General features: G+C 42.4%; 16 protein-coding genes. 9 read left to right on the forward strand and 7 right to left on the reverse strand.

Annotated features, from left to right (window positions below; translation table 11 throughout):
- Positions 1-72: 72 nt before the first annotated feature.
- On the forward strand, positions 73-2,412 hold the full coding sequence (locus tag PSI23_RS14740) for a zinc/cadmium/mercury/lead-transporting ATPase (RefSeq protein ID WP_273555793.1): 2,340 nt from the start codon (positions 73-75) through the stop codon (positions 2,410-2,412).
- 199 nt (positions 2,413-2,611) lie between these two features.
- Here the strand turns inward: PSI23_RS14740 and tusA are convergent, their stop codons facing one another.
- A complete protein-coding gene (tusA, locus tag PSI23_RS14745) occupies positions 2,612-2,863 on the reverse strand; it encodes a sulfurtransferase TusA (RefSeq protein WP_273555794.1) in 252 nt (83 codons plus the stop codon).
- 168 nt (positions 2,864-3,031) lie between these two features.
- On the opposite strand from tusA, the gene PSI23_RS14750 reads away from it, so the two are divergent.
- Entirely contained in the window at positions 3,032-3,697 is a 666-nt protein-coding gene (locus PSI23_RS14750) for a 7-cyano-7-deazaguanine/7-aminomethyl-7-deazaguanine transporter (protein WP_273555795.1), read from the forward strand.
- A 272-nt stretch (positions 3,698-3,969) separates the two neighbouring features.
- On the forward strand, positions 3,970-5,070 hold the full coding sequence (locus PSI23_RS14755; protein WP_273555796.1) for a glycerol dehydrogenase: 1,101 nt from the start codon (positions 3,970-3,972) through the stop codon (positions 5,068-5,070).
- A 143-nt stretch (positions 5,071-5,213) separates the two neighbouring features.
- Here PSI23_RS14755 and PSI23_RS14760 read toward each other — a convergent pair whose 3' ends face one another.
- The 3 genes from PSI23_RS14760 to PSI23_RS14770 form a co-directional block, all read right to left on the reverse strand.
- Positions 5,214-6,308: a Fic family protein gene (locus PSI23_RS14760; RefSeq protein WP_273555797.1), complete on the reverse strand. Its 1,095-nt coding sequence runs from the start codon at positions 6,306-6,308 to the stop codon at positions 5,214-5,216.
- A gap of 404 nt (positions 6,309-6,712) precedes the next feature.
- Positions 6,713-6,895 (reverse strand): MbtH family NRPS accessory protein, encoded by a 183-nt coding sequence (locus PSI23_RS14765; RefSeq protein WP_273555798.1) that lies wholly within the window; start codon positions 6,893-6,895, stop codon positions 6,713-6,715.
- Entirely contained in the window at positions 6,883-10,050 is a 3,168-nt protein-coding gene (locus tag PSI23_RS14770) for a thioester reductase domain-containing protein (RefSeq protein WP_273555799.1), read from the reverse strand. The genes PSI23_RS14765 and PSI23_RS14770 overlap by 13 nt, the downstream gene beginning before the upstream one ends.
- Positions 10,051-11,118: 1,068 nt before the next feature.
- On the opposite strand from PSI23_RS14770, the gene glpT reads away from it, so the two are divergent.
- Positions 11,119-12,471: a glycerol-3-phosphate transporter gene (gene glpT / locus PSI23_RS14775; RefSeq protein WP_273555800.1), complete on the forward strand. Its 1,353-nt coding sequence runs from the start codon at positions 11,119-11,121 to the stop codon at positions 12,469-12,471.
- A 158-nt stretch (positions 12,472-12,629) separates the two neighbouring features.
- Here the strand turns inward: glpT and PSI23_RS14780 are convergent, their stop codons facing one another.
- Positions 12,630-13,025 carry a hypothetical protein gene (locus PSI23_RS14780; protein ID WP_273555801.1) on the reverse strand — a complete coding sequence of 132 codons (396 nt, stop codon included), beginning with the start codon at positions 13,023-13,025 and terminating at the stop codon, positions 12,630-12,632.
- Positions 13,026-13,470: 445 nt separating this feature from the next.
- Here PSI23_RS14780 and glpQ point away from each other — a divergent pair, with 445 nt between their 5' ends.
- Positions 13,471-14,550, forward strand: a complete 1,080-nt coding sequence (gene glpQ / locus PSI23_RS14785) for a glycerophosphodiester phosphodiesterase (protein WP_273555802.1) — start codon at positions 13,471-13,473, stop codon at positions 14,548-14,550.
- Positions 14,551-14,655: 105 nt separating this feature from the next.
- Here glpQ and epmA read toward each other — a convergent pair whose 3' ends face one another.
- A complete protein-coding gene (gene epmA, locus PSI23_RS14790; RefSeq protein WP_273555803.1) occupies positions 14,656-15,633 on the reverse strand; it encodes an elongation factor P--(R)-beta-lysine ligase in 978 nt (325 codons plus the stop codon).
- Between the two features lie 991 nt (positions 15,634-16,624).
- On the opposite strand from epmA, the gene frdA reads away from it, so the two are divergent.
- Genes frdA through frdD form a run of 4 tightly spaced genes read left to right on the forward strand, consistent with a single transcriptional unit; the run spans position 16,625 to position 19,944 of the window.
- Complete coding sequence (gene frdA, locus PSI23_RS14795; RefSeq protein WP_273555804.1) at positions 16,625-18,436, forward strand: fumarate reductase (quinol) flavoprotein subunit; 1,812 nt, start codon at positions 16,625-16,627, stop codon at positions 18,434-18,436.
- Positions 18,429-19,163 carry a succinate dehydrogenase/fumarate reductase iron-sulfur subunit gene (locus PSI23_RS14800; protein ID WP_086108087.1) on the forward strand — a complete coding sequence of 245 codons (735 nt, stop codon included), beginning with the start codon at positions 18,429-18,431 and terminating at the stop codon, positions 19,161-19,163. Before frdA ends, PSI23_RS14800 begins: the two co-directional genes overlap by 8 nt.
- A gap of 15 nt (positions 19,164-19,178) precedes the next feature.
- Positions 19,179-19,574, forward strand: coding sequence for a fumarate reductase subunit FrdC (frdC, locus tag PSI23_RS14805; protein WP_273555805.1), 396 nt, complete (start codon positions 19,179-19,181; stop codon positions 19,572-19,574).
- Between the two features lie 16 nt (positions 19,575-19,590).
- A complete protein-coding gene (gene frdD / locus PSI23_RS14810; protein ID WP_273555806.1) occupies positions 19,591-19,944 on the forward strand; it encodes a fumarate reductase subunit FrdD in 354 nt (117 codons plus the stop codon).
- 112 nt (positions 19,945-20,056) lie between these two features.
- Here the strand turns inward: frdD and PSI23_RS14815 are convergent, their stop codons facing one another.
- The gene (locus tag PSI23_RS14815; RefSeq protein ID WP_273555807.1) at positions 20,057-22,120 is read right to left on the reverse strand and encodes a TonB-dependent receptor domain-containing protein; all 2,064 of its coding nucleotides are present in this window, start codon (positions 22,118-22,120) and stop codon (positions 20,057-20,059) included.
- Positions 22,121-22,215 lie beyond the last annotated feature (95 nt).

Consider the following 22,215-nt stretch of genomic DNA (forward strand, 5'->3'; position numbering starts at 1 on the left):
ACTCTGGAGTGAACTCCAGAGTGTAGAGTTAATCTAAACTAATTTGCATTAACTCTATCTAAGAGGTCGCCTATGTTATCCACTTCCCAAAAACATAAGCAATCACAGCACAGTTCTTTGCCTTCCCAAAAGGAAGAACATCAAGATGCCGCCAATGATGTTAGTGAGCATTCACATCAATGTCATGAACACAATCACGACCATTCGCATAGCTCTCATGAACATTCTTATGAAAATAGCTCTCATGAACATAGCGGCGCACACTGTTCACACGATCATGCACATACTGTACAGGATAACGCTCCCCCTGAATTAACTGCGAGACAGCGTTTTAATTGGATCATCCAAGGCATGGATTGCCCAAGCTGTGCAGGAAAGATCGAAAATGCTGTGAAAAAACTACCGGAAGCCAAGCAGGTCAAGGTTCTATTCACAACAGAGAAACTGGTTGTTGACGCTGATATTGATATTCGCGCCTCCGTCGAGCAAGCGGTAAAACAGGCTGGCTTTGAAATCAAAGAGACGGATTCAACATCTAAACTGCCTCCGGCGGTCAATCACTGGAAAACATTCTCCCCAATTCTTATTCTGACTGCTTTGATGTTTGTCAGTTGGGGAATATCAAAGGTCAATGTTCCCGCAGGGCAGATCGCTTTCATCATTACTACGCTAATCGGGTTATATCCGGTCGCGACTAAAGCCATCAAACTGATTCGTTCTGGCACTCCTTTCGCCATTGAAACTTTGATGAGTGTTGCTGCTATTGGTGCCTTGTTTATTGATGCCACCGCAGAAGCCGCGATGGTTATTCTTCTGTTCAAATTAGGGGAAATACTGGAATCCTACGCCGCCGGACGCGCCCGCCGTGGCGTTAGTGCTTTGATGGCTTTGGTTCCTGATCAAGCCTTGCTGATTAAGGATGGAAAAAAGAAAACTATATCAGCGGCTGATCTGCGCCCGGGCGATATTATTGAAATAGCTCCGGGTGCCCGCTTGCCTACCGATGCTGAACTGCTCAGCCCATTTGCCAGTTTCGATGAAAGTGCCCTGACTGGTGAATCTGTTCCGATTGAGCGGCAGCAGGGGGAAAAAGTCGCCGCAGGCTGTCTTTCTGTCGATAGTGCTGTGCAGATGAAAGTAATCTCTGAACCCGGACACAACGCCATTGATCGCATCCTTCAACTGATTGAAGAAGCTGAAGAACGCCGTGCACCAATTGAGCGTTTTATCGACCGATTCAGTCGCGTCTATACTCCGTTGATTATCTTGTTCTCAGCGCTGGTAGTCTTGATCCCACCACTGTTCTTTGCCGGCTCATGGGAAACTTGGATCTACCGTGGCCTGACTCTGCTTTTAATCGGCTGTCCGTGTGCGTTGGTCATCTCGACACCTGCCGCAATTACTTCCGCACTAGCCGCAGCAACGCGTCGTGGTTCCCTTATCAAAGGTGGAGCAGCATTGGAACAGCTTGGTGCCGTAAGCACAGTTGCTCTGGATAAAACCGGTACACTGACAGAAGGAAAACCACAGGTTACTGAAATTGAACCCGCAGAAAATATCAGTGCAGAAACCTTACTGGCACTGGCGGGTGCTGTAGAAAGTGGCTCCCATCACCCATTAGCAAAAGCTATCCTGAATGCGGCAGAAAACAGAGGTGTGACAGTTGTTGAAGCTGAACATCGCAAGGCACTGGCTGGGATCGGTGTTGAAGGGCAATTGTCAGGACAGAAAATTCTCGTCGCAGCCCCTGGAAGATTGCCGGAAAATACTTTGTCCGAACAATGGAAACAGAGAGTCACTGAGCTGGAAAATGGTGGAAAAACAGCGGTTGCTGTCACTCGGGATAAGCAATTTGTGGGATTAATAGCGATGCAAGATACGTTGCGTCAGGATGCTATAGACGCTATCCGTCTTCTGAAAAAACAAGGCGTTGAAGCAGTGATGCTGACTGGTGACAATCCCCGGGCCGCAGCAGCTATTGCTGGTCAGCTAGGCATTGATTATCGCGCCGGATTGTTACCTGAAGATAAAGTGAAAGCCGTCACTGAGTTGAATAAAAAACACCGTACCATGATGGTCGGCGATGGCATCAACGATGCTCCAGCTATGAAAGCCGCCAGTATCGGGGTTGCCATGGGCAGCGGCACCGATGTTGCATTGGAAACGGCAGACGCAGCCCTAACACATAACCGACTGACTGGTTTACCTGAAATTATCGCTCTGTCTCGAACCACCCATTATAACATCCGTCAAAATATCACTATTGCATTGGGCTTAAAGGCGGTATTTCTTATCACGAGTTTATTGGGTATCACGGGGCTATGGATGGCGGTTCTGGCTGATTCAGGAGCCACTGCGTTAGTAACCGCGAACGCGATTCGGCTGTTGCGAATCAAATCACAGAAGCAATAACAGAAACAATAAATGGAGTTTCAATCTACATCGTCACGGACAGGCAAATAGAAAAGTAACAAAGGAAATTAACAAACTGAAAAGGTGCAGAGCATTAGCATGCACCTTTTCAAAATGATAACGACACAAGATTGCTATTAAGGAAAAAAGAAATAAGGCATCAGTAAGGTAATAATTGGCCGAATACCATACTAAGAGCCTAGCATGGCTCCTTTTTTCTGAGCAGATACCGATAAGGAGTTTGCTCTGTCTCTTGAGCGATCAATGCATGATCCATAAAACGACAAAATCCCGGAATATCACGGGTTGTTGCCGGATCATCCGCAATGATCAACAACGTCTGACCAGCAACCATATGGCGGACTGTCTTGCGCACCATCATTACTGGCTCAGGGCAACGTAATCCCAACGTATCAAGCGTTTTGTCGGGGTTGGCGAAAACATCGGACATAACAATCTCTGTAGGTTAAAACAATCGATGGCAATGGATTATATTACAAAATATCGTCAACTGCCGTACTTTACTTTTATTGCGCAACGCGCGTATGATCCGGTCACCTGATCTTCAGGTGCATTGATTTTTTGGGTTCCCTCACCCCATCCACCAAAAAGGTACAATATGTTCCAACTGACTGCGCAGCAGCGGGCCACGGCATTGATCTGGCTTTCGCTTTTCCACATTTTGATCATTACTTCCAGTAACTATCTGGTGCAATTACCCATCTCCATTTTTGGTTTTCATACCACTTGGGGAGCATTTACATTTCCTTTTATCTTTTTAGCGACTGACCTGACCGTGCGTATTTATGGAGCACCTCTGGCACGCCGGATAATTATTTCCGTCATGCTACCGGCATTGCTGATCTCTTATCTGATCTCCGCTCTATTTTTCCAGGGGACATGGCAGGGATTTGAAACATTGGGAACCTTTAATTTGTTTGTCGCCCGCATTGCGACAGCCAGCTTTATGGCTTATATGCTTGGCCAGATATTGGATGTTGGCGTCTTCAACCGTCTGCGCCAGAAAAGTCGTTGGTGGATAGCTCCGGCTACTGCTATGTTTTTCGGTAATATGCTCGATACACTGGCCTTTTTCTTTATCGCATTTTACCGTAGCACTGATGCATTCATGGCAACGCATTGGGTAGAAATTGCTTTGGTGGATTATGCTTTCAAGCTGTTTATCTGCATGCTTTTCTTCCTACCTGTTTATGGCATTCTGTTGAATTTAATCCTGAAATTTTTTTTCGCCCAAACGGCAGATAAAACCCCAGCCAAAGCCTAATGACGACTCTCCCTAATCGGGGGAGTTTTCCATTTTCCTCGCAAATCACCCATTTCCTGCTTTTACCCATAACTTATCTATATATTTTGCCGTATAGTTTTGCCATATGGTTTTTGCCATACGTTTTTACCATATTTTTTTACCATATTTTTTACCATATAGTGTTGATGGACAGGTAAACACAGACTTTGGTATGAAACTGTTCGTAGCCTGCTCCATGCCAGTATTGTGACACTCCATGCCTAATTTCCAGTGAAGAAGGAATATTTCTTATGCTGAAAGTGATCCAGTCTCCATCCAAATATATTCAGGGGCCAGGTGCGTTATTTCACATTGGTCAATACACCAAAACGCTTGCTGACCACGTCTTCGTGATTGCTGATAATTTCGTCATGAATCTTATTGGGGATACCGTCAGCAAAAGCTTAGAAGAACACGAAATTACCAGCCATTTCGAGCTTTTCAACGGTGAATGCAGCCGCAATGAGATCCATCGCTTGTCTGCCATTCTGTTGAAACATCAATGTCAGGCTGTCATCGGGATCGGGGGAGGAAAAACGCTTGATACTGCCAAAGCTGTTGCATATGAATCCAAAATACCCGTGATTATTTCTCCTACTCTTGCTTCAACGGATGCACCGACCAGTGCCCTTTCTGTCCTCTACACTGAACTCGGTGAATTCGACAGTTATCTGTTATATCCACAAAATCCCAATATCGTGCTGATGGATACCAATATCGTCGCCAAAGCGCCGGTTCGGCTACTTGTCGCAGGCATGGGAGATGCGCTCGCTACCTACTTTGAGGCGCGGGCCAGCAGCGCAGCCCACAAACCGACCATGGCTGGCGGGGCAACCTCTACCACAGGTCTGGCGTTGGCAAAACTGTGTTATGACACTTTGCTGGCAGAAGGTTACAAAGCAAAATTGGCGGTCGAAGCAGGCGTCAGTACACCAGCAGTAGAAAATATTGTTGAGGCAAATACCTATCTCAGCGGCATTGGTTTTGAAAGTGCAGGTCTGGCAGCGGCTCACGCCATCCATAATGGTTTCACCGTGCTGGAAGAATGTCATCATCTCTATCATGGCGAAAAAGTCGCGTTTGGTACTCTGACACAATTGATATTGGAAAATAGCACAAGTGAAGAGTTGGAAACGGTACTCGATTTCTGTGTACAAGTAGGCCTGCCAGTCACGCTGGAGCAATTGGGCTTACGTGATGATGAAAAATTGAATCAGAAAATCATGCAAGTCGCCATCGCAAGCTGTGCCGAAGGTGAAACCATTCACAATATGCCATTTGTTGTGACACCAGAGCAGGTTTACGCCGCGATACTGGCCGCAGACCGAATGGGCAAGGATTGGCTGTATTAAGTGATTGAGAAAATAAGTGGTTGTGAAAATAAATGATTGCGAAAATGATTCAGCAATTGTAGGGCGGGAGTTTCCCGCCCTAAAGATTTCTCTCAATTAATCTTCCACTTTTTTATACTGCCGCTATTTTCTTAATAATAGACTCAAACATGATGAATAATGTAACGTGTGCTACGACCACCAGCTTCAGTTTTTTCCAAGCAACTGAGTTCTATTAGATGTTTTAAATGTCGGGTCGCAGTTGCACGACTAACTTTAGCAATTTTCTGATACTGGCTACTATTGATACCTTGCTGAAAATCACCATCCAACATTCTATTCAATACTTTTATTTGCTCCTGACTTAATTGGCTTTGATCGACACGACGCCAAAATCGGGTCTTCTTCACTGTACTCTCAATTTGCTGCAATTTATCAATAAGCGTGCTATTAAGTGTTTGTAGAAACCACACCATCCAATTGGTGATATCTAAGCCACTGCGCTGAGTTTGCTCCAGTATTTCGTAATATTGCTTACGACGTTCACAAATACTCACTGACATAGCATAAAACCGAATAGAACGGCTTTCTCCTTGTGCCAATACTAAATCAGTCAGGAATCGAGTAATACGTCCATTACCATCTTCCATTGGATGCAACGTAACAAACCATAAGTGTACGATAGCTGCGCGCAAGATTGGATCAAGATTGAATTCATGACGGGTTTGATTGAACCAGACAAGAAATTTTGTCATTTCTTCCTGCAATTTTTCGGCAGGTGGAGCTTCAAAATGAACAATAGGATTATCTATTCTGCCGGAAACGACCTCTATTCCTCCATGACGCAACTGACCAGCCTTGATAGGATTAAACAAAGTATGACCTGCGGGAAACATCAATTCGTGCCATTTCAAGATACGTTTCAATGCCAATGGTTCGTTATATCTTTCGACTACATCTAAGGCAATTTCTGCCATACCATCGGACTGTTCACTGGTTGGATAGGGTTTAACTTCACTGATCCCTAATCGATTTGCTAATGAAGAGCGTACTGATAATGCATTTAACTTTTCACCTTCTATTTCACAAGAATAAAGAATATTAGCAAGAAGATTGTCCAGCGTTGCTTGTTCTGTACTTTCAATGTCAGATTTTCCTAATAACAACCCTTGATTAAAATGAATTTCCCGTAATAGAGGTTTCAGTGCATGCTCATTCCATTGGAAATTAGGCCAATTTTCTTGTTCCCATATCCACATTGAATTTCACCTTATGACGCCTATAGTCGAACTATTCTACTCATTTTGTGAGGCAAATAACAACTCTATTCGCCTCACAAAATGAGGCGAATAGCATACCTAATTGACTCACCAACCGCAACTTACTCTGCTGAATCCAGCACCCGTGCAAGGCAAAAGTGCAACTGGAGGAAGTCGCTACCACGAAATGTCCCAAAGGAATATTTTGGCAGTTCACGCCGATGATCAATCTTCAACGTCTTATCCAGCAGATGACGCATTGGTTTTAAGCTAGTTACTGCACTGATGACAGGTGCAAATAAAAAATGGGCATGTCCCGTAAGGACGTGCCCATAATTCGCTTAACTATATTCGATAACTGTATTCGATAACTGTATTCGATTAACTATGTCGACCAGCGATATCTATTTTGTTGGCTCCGGCCAAATTTTAGCGATATGACTCAAGCATTCTTCTTTTGTTCCTGTCCTGCAGATTGCCATCCATCCCAGCGGGATTTCATACTCAACAGGCCAGACTGAATACTGCTTTTTATCATTAATGACAACCATCCAATTCATGACATTATCTCCGGTTAACCGTTCCATGCTACAGCCTCCTTCTTGAAACTTTCTGAAAGAACTGCTGGCAAGAACCCAATACCAATCAGGTAACGCAGTACCTGATGAACATACTCTGCGGTAATTGTTGGGCAACGAATATCACTTCCCGCTAACCCTGCCAACGTATTCTTCAGCTCCAGTTCAGGATGGATTTCATCAACATAAGCCGGATCTAATGCACGATAAGGTCTTTCTGTCGTATCTCTGATCAGTGGGATCAAGGGATACAATGGATGAGTATCATCTAGCGCAAGGATCTTATCTTTACCCTCATTAAATGGCACAGGGTTGAGGATATAACCAAAATCCTGCACCCAGTCGAAAAATTGCCGGATAGATACCTGCTCTGGATTAAACAAGTTAAAGAATTTCCCATTGGACTCCGACTGCTTGGAGATATGTACCAGTGAAGCCGCCACATAATCAACCGGCACGATATCAAGCAACAGAGCATGGTCGGGATAACAGCCCATTGCCAGATAACCTTTCAAGGATGCAATCAGATAATCATTCCCCTGTGCAGCCCCTGTACGGGTATGTCCGAGAATCAGTCCTGGCCGATAAATACTGACAGGAACACCTCTTTGACGGGCAATATTGATTATCCCTTCAGATACCCATTTACTTCCCGAATAACCGGAAGGATCACGAACCGACTCACTCATGGCACGATCATCTTCCATATAAGGACGAGGTGATTCTGTAGCAAACAGTGCGTTTACAGAAGAGACATAGTGAAAATGTTTCAAGCGTGTAGTACAGGCCAACTCCAGCACGGTTCGAGTACCATCAACGTTAATGCTTTTCAAGGCACTATAAGGATAGATGAAATTAACCAGTGCTCCGTTGTGGTAAATAACATCAACCTCTTCTGCCAATTGTGCCCATGATTCCGGCAATAAACCAAAACGCGGCTGTCCCAAATCACCGATAACAAAATCTACACGATCAAGTTTGTTACCTACATCAATATGGTAATTTTTGAATCCAGACTTGATTCTTTCACGAGCATGTTCTGTATCAGATGCACGGCATAAACAAATGACTCTGGCCGAGGTTTGTTTCAGCAATTGCTCCAGCAAATGCAGCCCAAGATATCCAGTCGCGCCTGTCAGCAATACTTTGTCTGGCTGATACCAATTGGCATGAACCAATCCATCAGGACGAACTCCTTCTTTCAGGTAAACGTCATTCCTGAGCGTCTCCGCATGCTGGCGAATTAATGCTTCACTATGATATGTTCCCACGAGCTGAGCAGGATTTGCCTGACGTGCAACCATCATTTCATCCAAAATGGATGCTATTCTGGCAACGGTCGGCTCAACATAGATACCGGAAATCGGAATCCTCATTGAAAACGCTTTTTCAATGTGTTCTACCATGCGGGCGACAAGGATAGAGTGTCCCCCGATTTGGAAGAAATCATCATTGATACCAAATACATCCGTCGCCAGTAAGCTACTCCAAATATCATAAACGCGTTTTTCAGTTTCAGTTCGTGGCTGTACCACGTCATGGCTGGCATTTAATCGTTCCGCGACTTCCTCCAACCGCTTTTTATCTCTTTTGCCACTGCTTGTCAGCGGAATATAAGGGATGCGGTAATATTCGGTAGGTATCCAGGCTTCATGCAGTACTTCCCTGAGAGAAACCTGAGTCTCGCGCACCCAATCCCCTGGCACAACCAGATTAGGGCTGAACAGTACAAACGCTTGGATTTTGGCAAAGTCACCACTGCCAGAGACTCGGATAATGGCATCCTGTACGCCATTTTGTTTTCTCAATGCAATTTCTATCTCACCTAACTCGATTCGATATCCCCTCACTTTCACCTGATCATCTTGTCTCCCCATATAAATGAAGGAGCCATCTTCAAGCATGCGTGCCATATCCCCCGTCAAATAGGCCCTTTTACCTTTTTGTGCCATGTCGGGAACATATCTTTTCGCAGTTTCAGTCGGGTTATTGCGATAACCTGCGGTCACACCTAATCCACCGATGAGAATTTCTCCCACAGTTCCTTTGGGAACAGGTCGCAAATGTTTATCCACAATCGTAATACTGGTGCCCGGAATAGGGCCACCCAATTGAACTTTATCACCTTTTTTCATGCAGAACGCGGTTGACCAGATGGTTGTTTCCGTTGGACCGTAAAGGTTCCATAGTGTGCCTCCGGTAGCTGTCAGTTGATCTGCCAGATCTTGTGACAACGCTTCTCCTCCGCAAAGCATGCCCATTTCTGGGCGAGGCTTCCAGCCAGCATTCAGGGCCATTGACCACGTCACCGGTGTTGCCTGGGCGAAAGTGAATCGTGAGTTCGACAGTATTTCAGACAACGCCATTGCATCACGTTGAGTATCAATTGAAGTGATGTAGATACTGCCACCATGCACTACGGTCAACAGTAGTTCCAGAACGGAGATATCAAACGAGAACGTCGTCAACGCCAACATATGGTCACGCTGACTGATTGACAACAGATTGCCGAATCCGCATAGGCAAGCGGCCAGATTGTCATGTTGTACTTGTACAGCTTTTGGCAATCCTGTAGAGCCAGAAGTGAACATTACGTAAGCAGGATGATCACCCAGCGCAGGGATATCACTATTCTCTGCTCCTTTGGCTGGAGTTCTGCTATTTAAGATAGCATCCATAGGAATTAATATTGACGCCTTAAGCCCCGCCGACACAGTATCATCTGATACCAGAATACTTTCCGGCAGACTGGCGAGAATATCATTCAGGCGCTTTTCCGGCATCATGGTATTCAGGGGGATATACACCGCCCCAATTCGCCAAATTGCCTGCATGGTCACAAACCATAAAATACCCCGCTGGGCCGCAATGGCAACATTGCTACCCATTTTGGCACCGTGGTAACGCAAAACATGTGCCGCGCGCTCAATCCGCTGATCTAATTCACCAAATGTCAACGTTTCATGTGGATCAGAAACAGCTATGTCATTTGGTATACTCTTTGCCAGCTCAGCCAACCGAGAAGGAACGTTTTGAAACCACGGTTCTAACTCTGCTGTCATCTGACTGATATTACTATTGAATTCTGTTTCAACAGCAGGAGAGTTTTTTTGCCCAGTAGTAAATGCTGTGTGTAATATTGCCTTGTGTGTGTAAGTATTCATAATGAAGTTCTCATTCTGAGCCTCATTGATTCCATCACTTTTAGTGATGAATGGAGGCATTGATGCAGGTAGTCGTTATCTTCCAGTTGCCGCCTACATTCAGTATTTTCAAATACCTTACGTTGACATTAACTGAGATAGAAAAATAAATTGCAAAAAAAATTTTGCGAATTTAATAAATATATTAATTAGTATTAATTTGTAATCTTTTATTAATCAAACAATCAACTTATATACATCTAATTATTAATTGGAAGACAGAGTGTATTACGCCTATACAATCTGCAACCATACATATAACAACTTGATATTATTATATTTACTACATAAACAGTCATCCAGCCCTACTTAAAAACTGCTGCCATGAGCATGAATAACTATTTATAGTAATATCTATTATTTTGAATTTTAATTTCAAACATTTTATTTATAACTGCGTTATAAAAAACGCCAAACATGTAAATAAAAAGCAAATTACATTAATAAATAAAATATTATTTAAATAACATCATCAGACAAAGAGTACAACCTGTTAAAAACAACAGGCAGGAGAACGCTGCCATCTATTTTATTAGAACACATTTATAATAATAATATTTTTGTGGATTACATTTATAACAGTAATGTTTTCGTGTATTACATTTATAGTAGTAATGTTTGTGTGGATTATATTTATATAACTACACTCATATAACTATGTTTACATAACTTATGTTCATATAAACTATGGTTACTGCATCAGTAAAGACCCCCTTAGTAATAATGGGATTTTGTTTGATAAAGAACATAAACGAACTTTAAATGTACAAAAATAAAAAATAAAGCCATTTATTGTGACAAGCTTCACGATATTATAAATAAATTATATTTAAAAAGTACTAAATCACTCAAAATCGTCAACTTTACGAAATAATATCTATATGATATTAGCGATACCTCACAGTTATATAAGGTTATTTTAGCTAATATACTCTTCGATAAAGAAAATAAATAGCTTAAATTTTCATTTAACAACATCACTGTTTAATGGTGGTGATGCGCTCATACAAAAGTCACGTGGAGACAAATATGTTAAGTATTTTCAAACCGACGCCTCATAAGGCTCGGTTGCCCGCGCAAGAAATAGATCCACTCTATCGTCGCTTGCGCTGGCAAATTTTTATGGGGATATTCTTTGGATATGCAGCTTACTACTTGGTAAGAAAAAACTTTGCGTTAGCCATACCATCTTTGATCGAGCAAGGCTTTTCTAAAGGGGATCTTGGCTTTGCGCTATCAGGTATTTCAATTGCATACGGATTCTCAAAATTCATCATGGGTTCCGTTTCCGACCGCTCGAATCCACGTGTTTTCTTGCCTGCGGGCTTGATACTGGCAGCCACAGTGATGTTGTTTATGGGTTTTGTACCGTGGGCAACCTCCAGCATTGCTATCATGTTTGTCTTGCTGTTCCTCTGCGGTTGGTTCCAAGGTATGGGTTGGCCTCCTTGTGGTCGCACCATGGTTCACTGGTGGTCACAGAAAGAACGTGGCGGAATTGTTTCTGTCTGGAACTGTGCTCATAACGTTGGCGGAGGCATTCCACCATTACTGTTCATGTTGGGTATGGCTTGGTTCAATGACTGGAAAGCCGCGTTTTATATGCCAGCATTTGCAGCGATTCTCGTGGCAATAATCGTTTTCACCTTAATGCGCGATACACCGCAATCCTGTGGTTTACCGTCAATAGAAGAATACAAAAACGACTATCCGCCTGATTATACGGAAAAAAACGAAAAGGAACTGACAGCAAAAGAAATTTTCATGCAGTACATTTTGCCGAACAAATTGCTGTGGATGATCGCAATTGCCAACGTATTCGTATATTTGCTGCGCTACGGTATTCTTGACTGGTCACCAACTTACTTGAAGGAAGTAAAACACTTTGCCATGGATAAGTCTTCCTGGGCTTACTTCCTGTATGAGTATGCGGGTATTCCGGGTACATTATTGTGTGGCTGGATGTCTGACAAAGTGTTCAAAGGCAACCGTGGTGCAACTGGCGTATTCTTCATGGTACTCGTCACTATCGCGACTATCGTGTTCTGGATGAACCCTGCGGGTAACCCGAATATTGATATGCTCTGTATGCTGGTTATCGGCTTCCTGATTTATGGCCCAGTCATGCTGATCGGACTGCACGCTCTGGAACTGGCACCGAAAAAAGCAGCAGGGACAGCAGCGGGCTTCACCGGTTTGTTCGGCTATCTGGGTGGCTCGGTTGCAGCCAGTATCATCGTCGGTTACACCGTTGACTTCTTTGGTTGGGATGGCGGCTTTATGGTTATGATCGGCGGTAGCGCCCTCTCTGTTATCCTGCTTTTGTTTGTCATGTTAAGTGAAAATAAGCACAAGCAGGAAATTGCCCGTCAAGGTCAGTGATATAACAAAAAGACATTAATTAATAACTATATCAATCGCAGTACAATAAAATTGTACTGCGATCTCATTATTAATACTGAACATTTAAAACCAAAGTAGTTAAGCATCTTATGCATTTATAAATATGTTGTTTTCTTTCACCTTACAGATATTTTCTTCTAAACACTTAGCCTCCCTCTAAAAAAAGGATGTTCTCCTTCCAAAAAAACAATAGTACTTTCAGACTCTTTAATCTTAAACTCAAGAATCACTGATATATTAGTGCCATTATTCATTCTATATTTCGCATAATTTACACACTGTTTTACATCGCATACTTTATAAAGAGATATTCCATCACATGCTCTATATCTATCAGGCTCATCTATCTGATTATGATAACGGCTGGCCTTATATGACCATATTGTATTCCCATGCTCTCCTGAATGAAATGCTCTGTTTTTATATCTTGCAAACCAATGCTCTTCCATTAAATCTTTCATTGGTAGTAACGCGTTAAACCGAAAAATACCTAATAAAGCAGCACTATTTGTACCATGTTGTACCATGAACATAATTAACTTCGTCCTTTTCCATTTCTTTGATGTATTCAGGTTTCAGAATGTTCAACTGAAGTGATCGTGAAGGTTTCACATTGTCTCCCATATTAGTAATGGTAAATATTTCTTACTTTATTGCCGCCCATTCATATGATTTACAGTGGCTATTCTACTATTATTTAAATATAAAAAAATCGATTCTATCTTATGATTTTGTTCATTTAATAACAGATAGGATAAGGCTAATCATAAACAGAATCTAAAGAAAAAATTTTATGTCATAAAACTGTGACATACTTCTGGTAAAACCAATACTCAGGATTGTATTACGCTATTATTTTATATAAAAAGCAATCTGAATAATCACCCTATTCTTCTGGCTGATGATAAAAAATCAGTGAAATGATCAGCAGTATAATTTCTTGTTTAATATTTTTATTAGAATATATGGAGAATCCCAATGCAGACCCCCATCAAGGCAATCATAGCTGGCATTCTGTTAGCATCATCAATGTCAGGCATTGCGTATGCTGCTGCTGATAAAATAGTTATCGCCCATCGTGGTGCCAGCGGTTATTTGCCTGAACATACATTACCCGCCAAAGCAATGGCCTATGCACAAGGTGCTGATTATCTTGAGCAAGATCTGGTAATGACTAAAGATGACCAGCTCATTGTTTTACACGATCATTATCTTGATCGCGTAACAGATGTCGCAGAACGTTTTCCACACCGTGCCCGTGCTGACGGTCGCTACTATGCCATCGACTTTACCCTGCCAGAAATTAAATCACTGAAATTTACTGAAGGTTTTGATATCAAGAATGGCAAAAAAGTTCAAAGCTATTCTGGTCGTTTCCCGATGGGGAAATCAGATTTCCACATTCATACCTTTCAGGAAGAACTTGAATTTATTCAAGGACTGAATAAGTCCATGGGCAAAGACATTGGCATCTACCCTGAGATCAAAGCACCCTGGTTCCATCGTCAGGAAGGCAAAGATATCACAAACAAGGTGCTGGAAGTCCTGAAACAATATGGCTACACCAAAAAGAGCGATAAAGTTTACCTGCAATGTTTTGATGCCAATGAACTCAAACGCATCAAAAATGAGCTAGAGCCGAAACTGGGAATGGATCTGAAACTGGTTCAGCTTATCGCTTACACCGACTGGAAGGAAACTTACGAACAAAAACCAGATGGCACATGGCAGAATTATAGCTATGACTGGATGTTTAAACCTGGTGCGATGAAAGAAGTGGCAAAATATGCTGATGGAATTGGCCCTGATTACCACATGCTTATTGCCAGTGACTCTAAGCCAAACAACATTAAGTTGACCAGCATGGTGAAAGAGGCTCACGCCAGCCATTTGGTGGTACACCCGTACACCATCCGTATCGATCAATTGCCAAAATATGCCACCAGCGGCGACCAATTATTCGATATCGTTTTCAACAAAGCTAATGTCGATGGCGCATTCACAGATTTTCCTGATTTGGCAGTGAAGTTTCTGAAAAAACATCACGAACATAAATAAGCAGTGCAGATAATATAAAAGCCAAATAATGTAAAAATAAAGGGGCAGTCTTGGACTGCTCCAATCGAGACTAACGGAACTGGGTATATGACATAAATAATATTGTCACGAGATACCCACAGGAAAAGCAATCACTTCACTAATCCGATCAGCACCCAATGCCAGCATAATCAGACGATCCACTCCCAATGCCACGCCAGCACATTCAGGCATTCCGTGAGCAAGAGCAGCAAGCAGGTATTCATCAATAGGCTGAACAGGCAACCCCATCGCTTCACGTTTACGGTTATCCTGCTCGAAACGAAGACGCTGTTCATTGCTGTCCGTCAGTTCACGAAAACCATTCGCCAGCTCCATGCCCTTGAAATAGACTTCAAAACGCTCCGCAACTCGGTGATCTTCTTTGCTGATTTCTGCCAATGCAGCTTGAGAACTGGGGAAGTGATAGATAAATGTCGGTTTTTCAATGCCGATCTGAGTTTCTATGCCCATGACGAAAAGCAGTTGCAATAAAGTATCCCGATCTTCTTCCTGATCAGCGATATTGCTGAGATCGAGTTTCGCCGCCACTTCACGCAATTTTTCTTTGCTTGCAGTAAGAGGATCGATATTCAGATATCGAATGAAGGCCTGTTGATAAGAAAGTGATTCGGCACTTTCGCAATCCAAGATCTGTTGCAACAGATCATCCACTTCATTCATTAAGCGGTACATGTCGTAATGCGGACGGTACCATTCCAACATGGTGAATTCTGGATTATGATGACGGCCAGCTTCCTCATTGCGGAAACTTTTCCCCATCTGATAAATGGAACCACTTCCGGCTGCCAACAGACGCTTCATGTGATATTCAGGGCTAGTCATCAGGTACAGAGTCAAGCCATCTGCCGCTCCCGGCCCAACGAACTGTGTCTGGAAAGGTACCAGATGAACGTCGGTGACAGTCGCTTGACTCATGGCAGGCGTTTCAACTTCCAACACCCCACGTTCTGCGAAAAAGCGCCGTATTTCTGTTAGAATCTCCGCCCTTTTCAATAAATTGGCGATAGGGGCACTTGGCTGCCAATTCGCGACTTTGTTCATATTCCTATGACTCCAAAATAAAACAAAACGCGCAGTTTACCTGCATCAAGTCAGCCAGACAATTCATTGTCTTAAACTTATTGCCTGTAACTTCCCGTTTTAATTTTTCATTATGTAAAAAATAACCCGGATCTGACAGGGCAGAAAACAAAAAAGAATAGCAGTTTTTGCCCTGCCAGTAATACTCATACATGTGTAAACATAACTACATATGCAATCATAATTAATTAAAAATAACAACAAAAAACCAACTTAAGATAAATTAATTATTTAAATGGAATATGTAATTAAATAATACATTAACAATAGATAAATAAAAAATATTTTTTTATAATCAAGAGAGTTTTAAAATAAATAAAAAATAAAAATCATTAATGTAAATATAAAAAATAGTTTTTTATACAAAAGCAAAAACCACTCACTAAATTTACTAAAATAGCAAGAAAACTCGGGCAATAAGTCTATTTAGCCACTAACATTGCTTAATCTCTGGTTATAATTAAAAATCATTATCATCACAAGAATAAAAATAACATAACTTAGCCAAATAATATTTCATAAACTATGCTATATTCACAACCTAGCCACTGTAAAGAAATAAAATAGAATAGCTAATTACCATACACTTTTCATTGAGAAACAAAAAATCAGAATATATTAACATTATATTGATAGTGCAAAAGTAAACTCAACTATATCTAAATGATTTATTTGTAAAATAAATCACCCTACATTCATGTCCATAAATTAATAGCTATTGTTTATTACAGTTATAATACTACTGAGAAAAAACATGCTATAGCTCACATCTTATCGGCAAAATCCTGCAAAAACCCGCATTCATATCAAATTTACGCTCTCAACAATCCGTTATACTTAAACCATACAAAAAGTAATAGATATCGCCCCTAAATCGTTAAGGCATAAAAAATTACCTTCAATACTTCGTTAAACAAGAAAAATTGTTTCACTTGAACAATGGAGAAAAGCAGTGCAAACCTTCAATGTCGACCTCGCGATTATCGGAGCTGGTGGCGCTGGGCTACGAGCTGCTATCGCTGCTGCTGAAGCCAATCCTCAACTCAAAATCGCCTTGCTCTCAAAAGTTTATCCTATGCGTAGCCATACTGTGGCCGCAGAAGGTGGATCAGCCGCAGTCATCCAATCGCACGATTCCTATGACTTTCACTTCAATGACACAGTATCTGGTGGTGACTGGCTGTGCGAACAAGATGTAGTGGAGTATTTTGTCAAGCATTGCCCAACAGAAATGATCCAACTGGAACAATGGGGTTGTCCATGGAGCCGCAGGGACGATGGCTCTGTGAACGTGCGTCGTTTCGGCGGTATGAAAATTGAACGTACATGGTTTGCCGCCGATAAAACTGGCTTTCATATGCTCCATACGCTGTTCCAAACATCCCTCAAGTACCCGCAAATCCAGCGCTTTGATGAGCATTTTGTCCTCGATATTTTGGTAGATGAAGGACAAGCACGCGGATTGGTTGCGCTGAATATGATGGAAGGAACGAAAGTTCAGATCCGCGCCAATGCGATCATTATGGCAACAGGCGGAGCCGGTCGCGTATACCGTTATAACACCAATGGCGGCATTGTCACTGGTGATGGTATGGGAATCGCATTCCGTCACGGAATCCCATTGCGCGATATGGAATTTGTGCAGTATCACCCAACAGGCCTGCCCGGTTCCGGCATTTTGATGACTGAAGGCTGCCGTGGTGAAGGCGGGATTCTGGTGAACAAGGATGGTTATCGTTATCTACAGGATTATGGTTTGGGGCCAGAAACGCCTCTCGGACATCCTGAAAACAAATATATGGAATTAGGTCCGCGCGACAAAGTGTCTCAAGCATTCTGGCATGAGTGGCGTGCAGGCCGCACCATCGCAACTCCGCGCGGTGATGTGGTACATCTGGATTTACGCCATTTAGGTGAGAAAAAGCTGCTCGAACGTCTGCCGTTTATCTGTGAGCTGGCAAAAGCCTATGTCGGTGTTGATCCGGTCAAAGAGCCAATTCCTGTTCGCCCAACTGCGCATTACACCATGGGCGGAATCGAAACTAATCAGCAATGTGAGACCCGCATCAAAGGGCTGTTTGCGATTGGGGAATGTTCTTCTGTCGGCCTGCATGGTGCAAACCGCCTCGGTTCTAACTCTCTGGCTGAACTGGTTGTGTTTGGTCGTTTGGCCGGTGAAGAAGCGGTCAAACATATTCAGGAAGTGAAATCCGCTAATATGAAACCTGCCAATAATAGCGCATTGGATGCCCAAGCCCGTGATGTCGAAGATAAACTCAATCAGCTGCTGAACCAGAAAGGTGGTGAAAGCTGGGCGAAAATTCGCGATGAACTGGGGACTTCAATGGAAGAAGGCTGTGGAATTTACCGTACACCAGAATTGATGCAGAAAACCACCGACAAAATTGCCGAATTGAAAGAACGTTTCAAGCACATCGAGATCAGCGACCGTTCCAGTGTATTCAATACCGACCTGCTCTATACCATCGAATTAGGCTTTGGCTTGGATGTCGCTGAATGTATGGCGCATTCCGCAATTAATCGCAAAGAATCACGTGGTGCCCATCAGCGTCTTGATGAGGGTTGTACCGAACGTGACGATGAGAATTTCTTGAAACATACGCTGGCCTTCTATAATCCTGAAGGTGCCCCACGACTGGAATACAGTGATGTGAAGATCACCAAATCTCAACCAGCGAAGCGAGTATATGGGGGTGAAGCGGCTGCACAAGAGAAACAACAGAAGGAGCAAGCGAATGGCTGAGATGAAAAACCTGAAAATGGAAGTCATGCGCTATAACCCGGAAATTGACAGTGAACCTCATTTCGTCACTTATGAAGTGCCTTACGATGAGCAAACTTCACTGCTGGATGCGTTGGGTTATATCAAGGACAATCTGGCACCAGACCTTTCCTACCGCTGGTCTTGCCGCATGGCAATCTGTGGTTCTTGCGGCATGATGGTAAACCGTGTACCGAAATTGGCATGTAAGATATTTCTGCGCGATTATGCCCAGGGAATGAAAGTCGAAGCGCTGGGCAATTTCCCAATTGAGCGGGATTTAGTGGTGGATATGACTCATTTTATTGAGAGTCTGGAAGCCATCAAACCCTATATTATCGGCAATGATCGCAAACCCGCTGATGGCCCGAATGTGCAGACGCCAGCCCAAATGGCAAAATATCATCAGTTTTCAGGCTGTATTAACTGTGGCCTGTGCTACGCCGCCTGTCCTCAATTTGGCTTGAATCCTGAGTTTATTGGGCCTGCTGCGGTCACATTGGCACACCGCTATAACCTTGATAACCGCGACCACGGCAAAAAAGAACGTATGCCGCAAATCAACAGTGACAATGGAGTCTGGTCTTGTACTTTCGTTGGTTACTGCTCTGAAGTGTGCCCGAAGCATGTTGATCCAGCGGGGGCCATTCAGCAAAGCAAAGCAGAAAGTGCCAAAGATTTCATTATCTCCATACTGAAACCACAATAAGGGAGGAGAAGAGTAATGACGACAAAACGTAAACCTTATGTACGTGGCATGGAAGCTAATTGGTGGCAGAAACTGGGATTTTATCGCTTTTATATGCTGCGCGAAGGTACTTCTATCCCTACTGTTTGGTTCAGCTTGCTGGTGCTTTACGGTTTGTTTGCCCTGAAAGATGGTCCGGAAAGCTGGGCGGGATTTGTCTCTTTCTTGCAACATCCTGCTGTGCTGTTGATTAATATCATCACCCTGCTGGCAACCTTGCTGCATACAAAAACATGGTTTGAGCTGGCACCAAAGGCTCTCAATATCATTGTCAAAAATGAAAAAATGTCACCCGGGCCGATTATCAAGCTGTTATGGGCAACCACCATTATTGCTACTGCCGTGATTCTCGGCGTTGTACTGTTTTTCTAGCCCCAAGGAGGATCTGATGAATCAAGTACCTAAGCGTTCCGATGAACCGATTTTCTGGGGTCTGTTTGGTGCCGGCGGGATGTGGAGCGCTATTGTTGGCCCTGCAATTATTCTGTTGCTGGGCATTCTGATACCATTCGGTCTGGCACCAGAATCGCTTTCTTATGAGCGTATCCTGACATTTTGCCAAAGTTTTATTGGTCGCATCTTTTTGCTGCTGATGATCTGCCTGCCGCTGTGGTGCGGAATGCACCGTATCCACCACGGAATGCATGACCTGCAAATTCATGTCCCTGCCAGTAAATGGATATTCTATGGTGCTGCTGCGATTTTGAGTGTTGTTGCCTTGATTGGGGTTTTTACTCTGTAGTGACCGTTTTTACGCTGTCATTGAGACAAGTAGAAATCATTTAAGCGAAAGTCTGCGGATAAACCGCAGACTTTTTACGAAATGTTGATTTGAAATACTTAAGGTATTTGCATTAGAACTTGTAAGAAACTGTCGCCTTATAAGTTCTCCCTTTCTCTTCTTGCCCTTGATACTGTTTCAAATAGTAAGAATGTTCGTTGTAACGTTTATCGAAGAGATTATCGATACCAAACAGGAGTTCTGTATTTTTAAATACCCCTGTTTTTGGTGCCCAAGAGATATACATATTGCTTACGCCATATCCAGATTTATGGATGCCGACAATATTATTTTTCTCTTTACCCTTTGAATTTTTTGACGATACAAATCGGGAATTCCAACCGAGTTCAATGTCAGTTTGGTCAAATAAGTAACTGGCACCTACCGTCATAGAGTCACCCACTGACGGCATAAATTCTGTTCCTTTGTCAAACAACGTATTACCATTAACAATCTTGTTATTGGCTTTGGCGTAAGTTGCTTTTAAAGACCAATTATCAAGTTTATAGCCAGTCGCTAATTCAAACCCTTCCAGTCTGGCTTTCGGGATATTGTGTAGTTCACTCTTAGCTAATGTTGTAGACAAGTTTTTGAAATTCGTCTGGAACACCTTACCCGATACAGTCAATGAATCATTGTCGGTAAAAATATCAGAGTAAGAACCAGCCAATCCGGTCTCTAAATTATAACCTGTTGTTTCTACTAAATTGTTTCCATGATTGGTTGATCTCATCAGCTCTTTGCCCAATGGACCTCTAAAGAGTTCGGTATAATTGGCAAATAATGTGGTGGACGCCCCAAGTTCGTATTTCAAGCCAAGCGCTTTTGAAAAGCGGGCATACGTTCTCTCAAAAGGTTCATCATCTCTATTAACAGTATGATATTTATAATGATCCCATCTAATACCCGGTATCACATGAAAATCCGCAATCTGAATATCATCTTCTAAATAAAAAGAGGAAGCATCTGCTTTTTCTAACTCTTTATTATGTATATTTTTTTCTACCTCAGTGAATCTCATTCTGGTATCAAAATATTCATATCCATAGGTTACAGCATGGAATACACTCGAGGTGTCAAAACTAGAGGTATTACGAACTTTAATCCCTTGGGTTTCTACAATGCTATCAAAGCCTCTTCCATTTCCACTGACAGGCTTCATATGGGTAGAGGTTTGTTCTGTGTGATAAGCTGATACTTTTAAATCAATCAGGTCATTATCCACTGGCGTATAGCCATAAGTGATATTATGGGTATCACGGTCTATAGCGTATTTCGCCTTTTTCCCAGCATTTACATCATGCCCAAAATTTAATCTAAAATTGGTTTCTGCATCATTCTTATAATGTTCTTTTGATACTTTGATATATTGTTCATCTGTAAGATTAAATTTAGCTTTTAATAAATAGTTAAACAATTTTCCATCTGTAGGGATTGAATCTCGTCCATTGCTGTCTCTACCAGATTTGGAACTACTCATATTCCGATGGTTAAAGTAACCTAATAAGTCAACGGCCCCCAATCTTCCATATGTTGCTAAAGATTGTTGGAATTCAGAACCATTACTGACGTAGTTCAATTTTCCTTTTGCGCCAAATAATTGGCCCGGCTCTAATAAATCACCAGCATCGACCGTTTCAAATTTCAACGCACCAGCAACAGCACCTGTATCGTAAGTAATACTGTTACTACCAACCTTGATATCAATCTGCTTTAACATTTCAGGGTCTATGCCGTAGTTCCCTGCATGATGGAAGTGATATCCTTCTTGTCTTGCGCCATCAATGGTCACATTGATGAATTGATCATCCATGCCACGAATTTTAAAACGTTGTCCTATAGCGCTAGGGTGACCTGCTTGTACTCCAGGAACATTCTTTAATATTTCTCCCACACTTTGGGGCTGTCTGACTTTTATTTCATTTTTGCTGACTTTTTGATCTGCCTGTCCATCGTTATTGCTATTATTATCCGCAATAACAACCAGAGTATCTCCAGTCGCAGGCGACTTTTGTTTGGTATTTTCAGTGATTGCAAATGCGTTAGTAGAGATAGCAATAAGCATAGAAGCTGACATCAAAGGTGCACACAAACCATTTTTAGCCAAACAAGTGTAAATTGGGGTAATTTTGAACATATATTTTCAAGTGGCAATATTATTGAGAAGCATTATTATTTACATTTCCATGAAAATGTAAATAACTTTAAAAAACTATCACATTATGTATCTAT

It is taken from the genome of Xenorhabdus yunnanensis (assembly GCF_028598805.1).
Taxonomy (GTDB): domain Bacteria; phylum Pseudomonadota; class Gammaproteobacteria; order Enterobacterales; family Enterobacteriaceae; genus Xenorhabdus; species Xenorhabdus yunnanensis.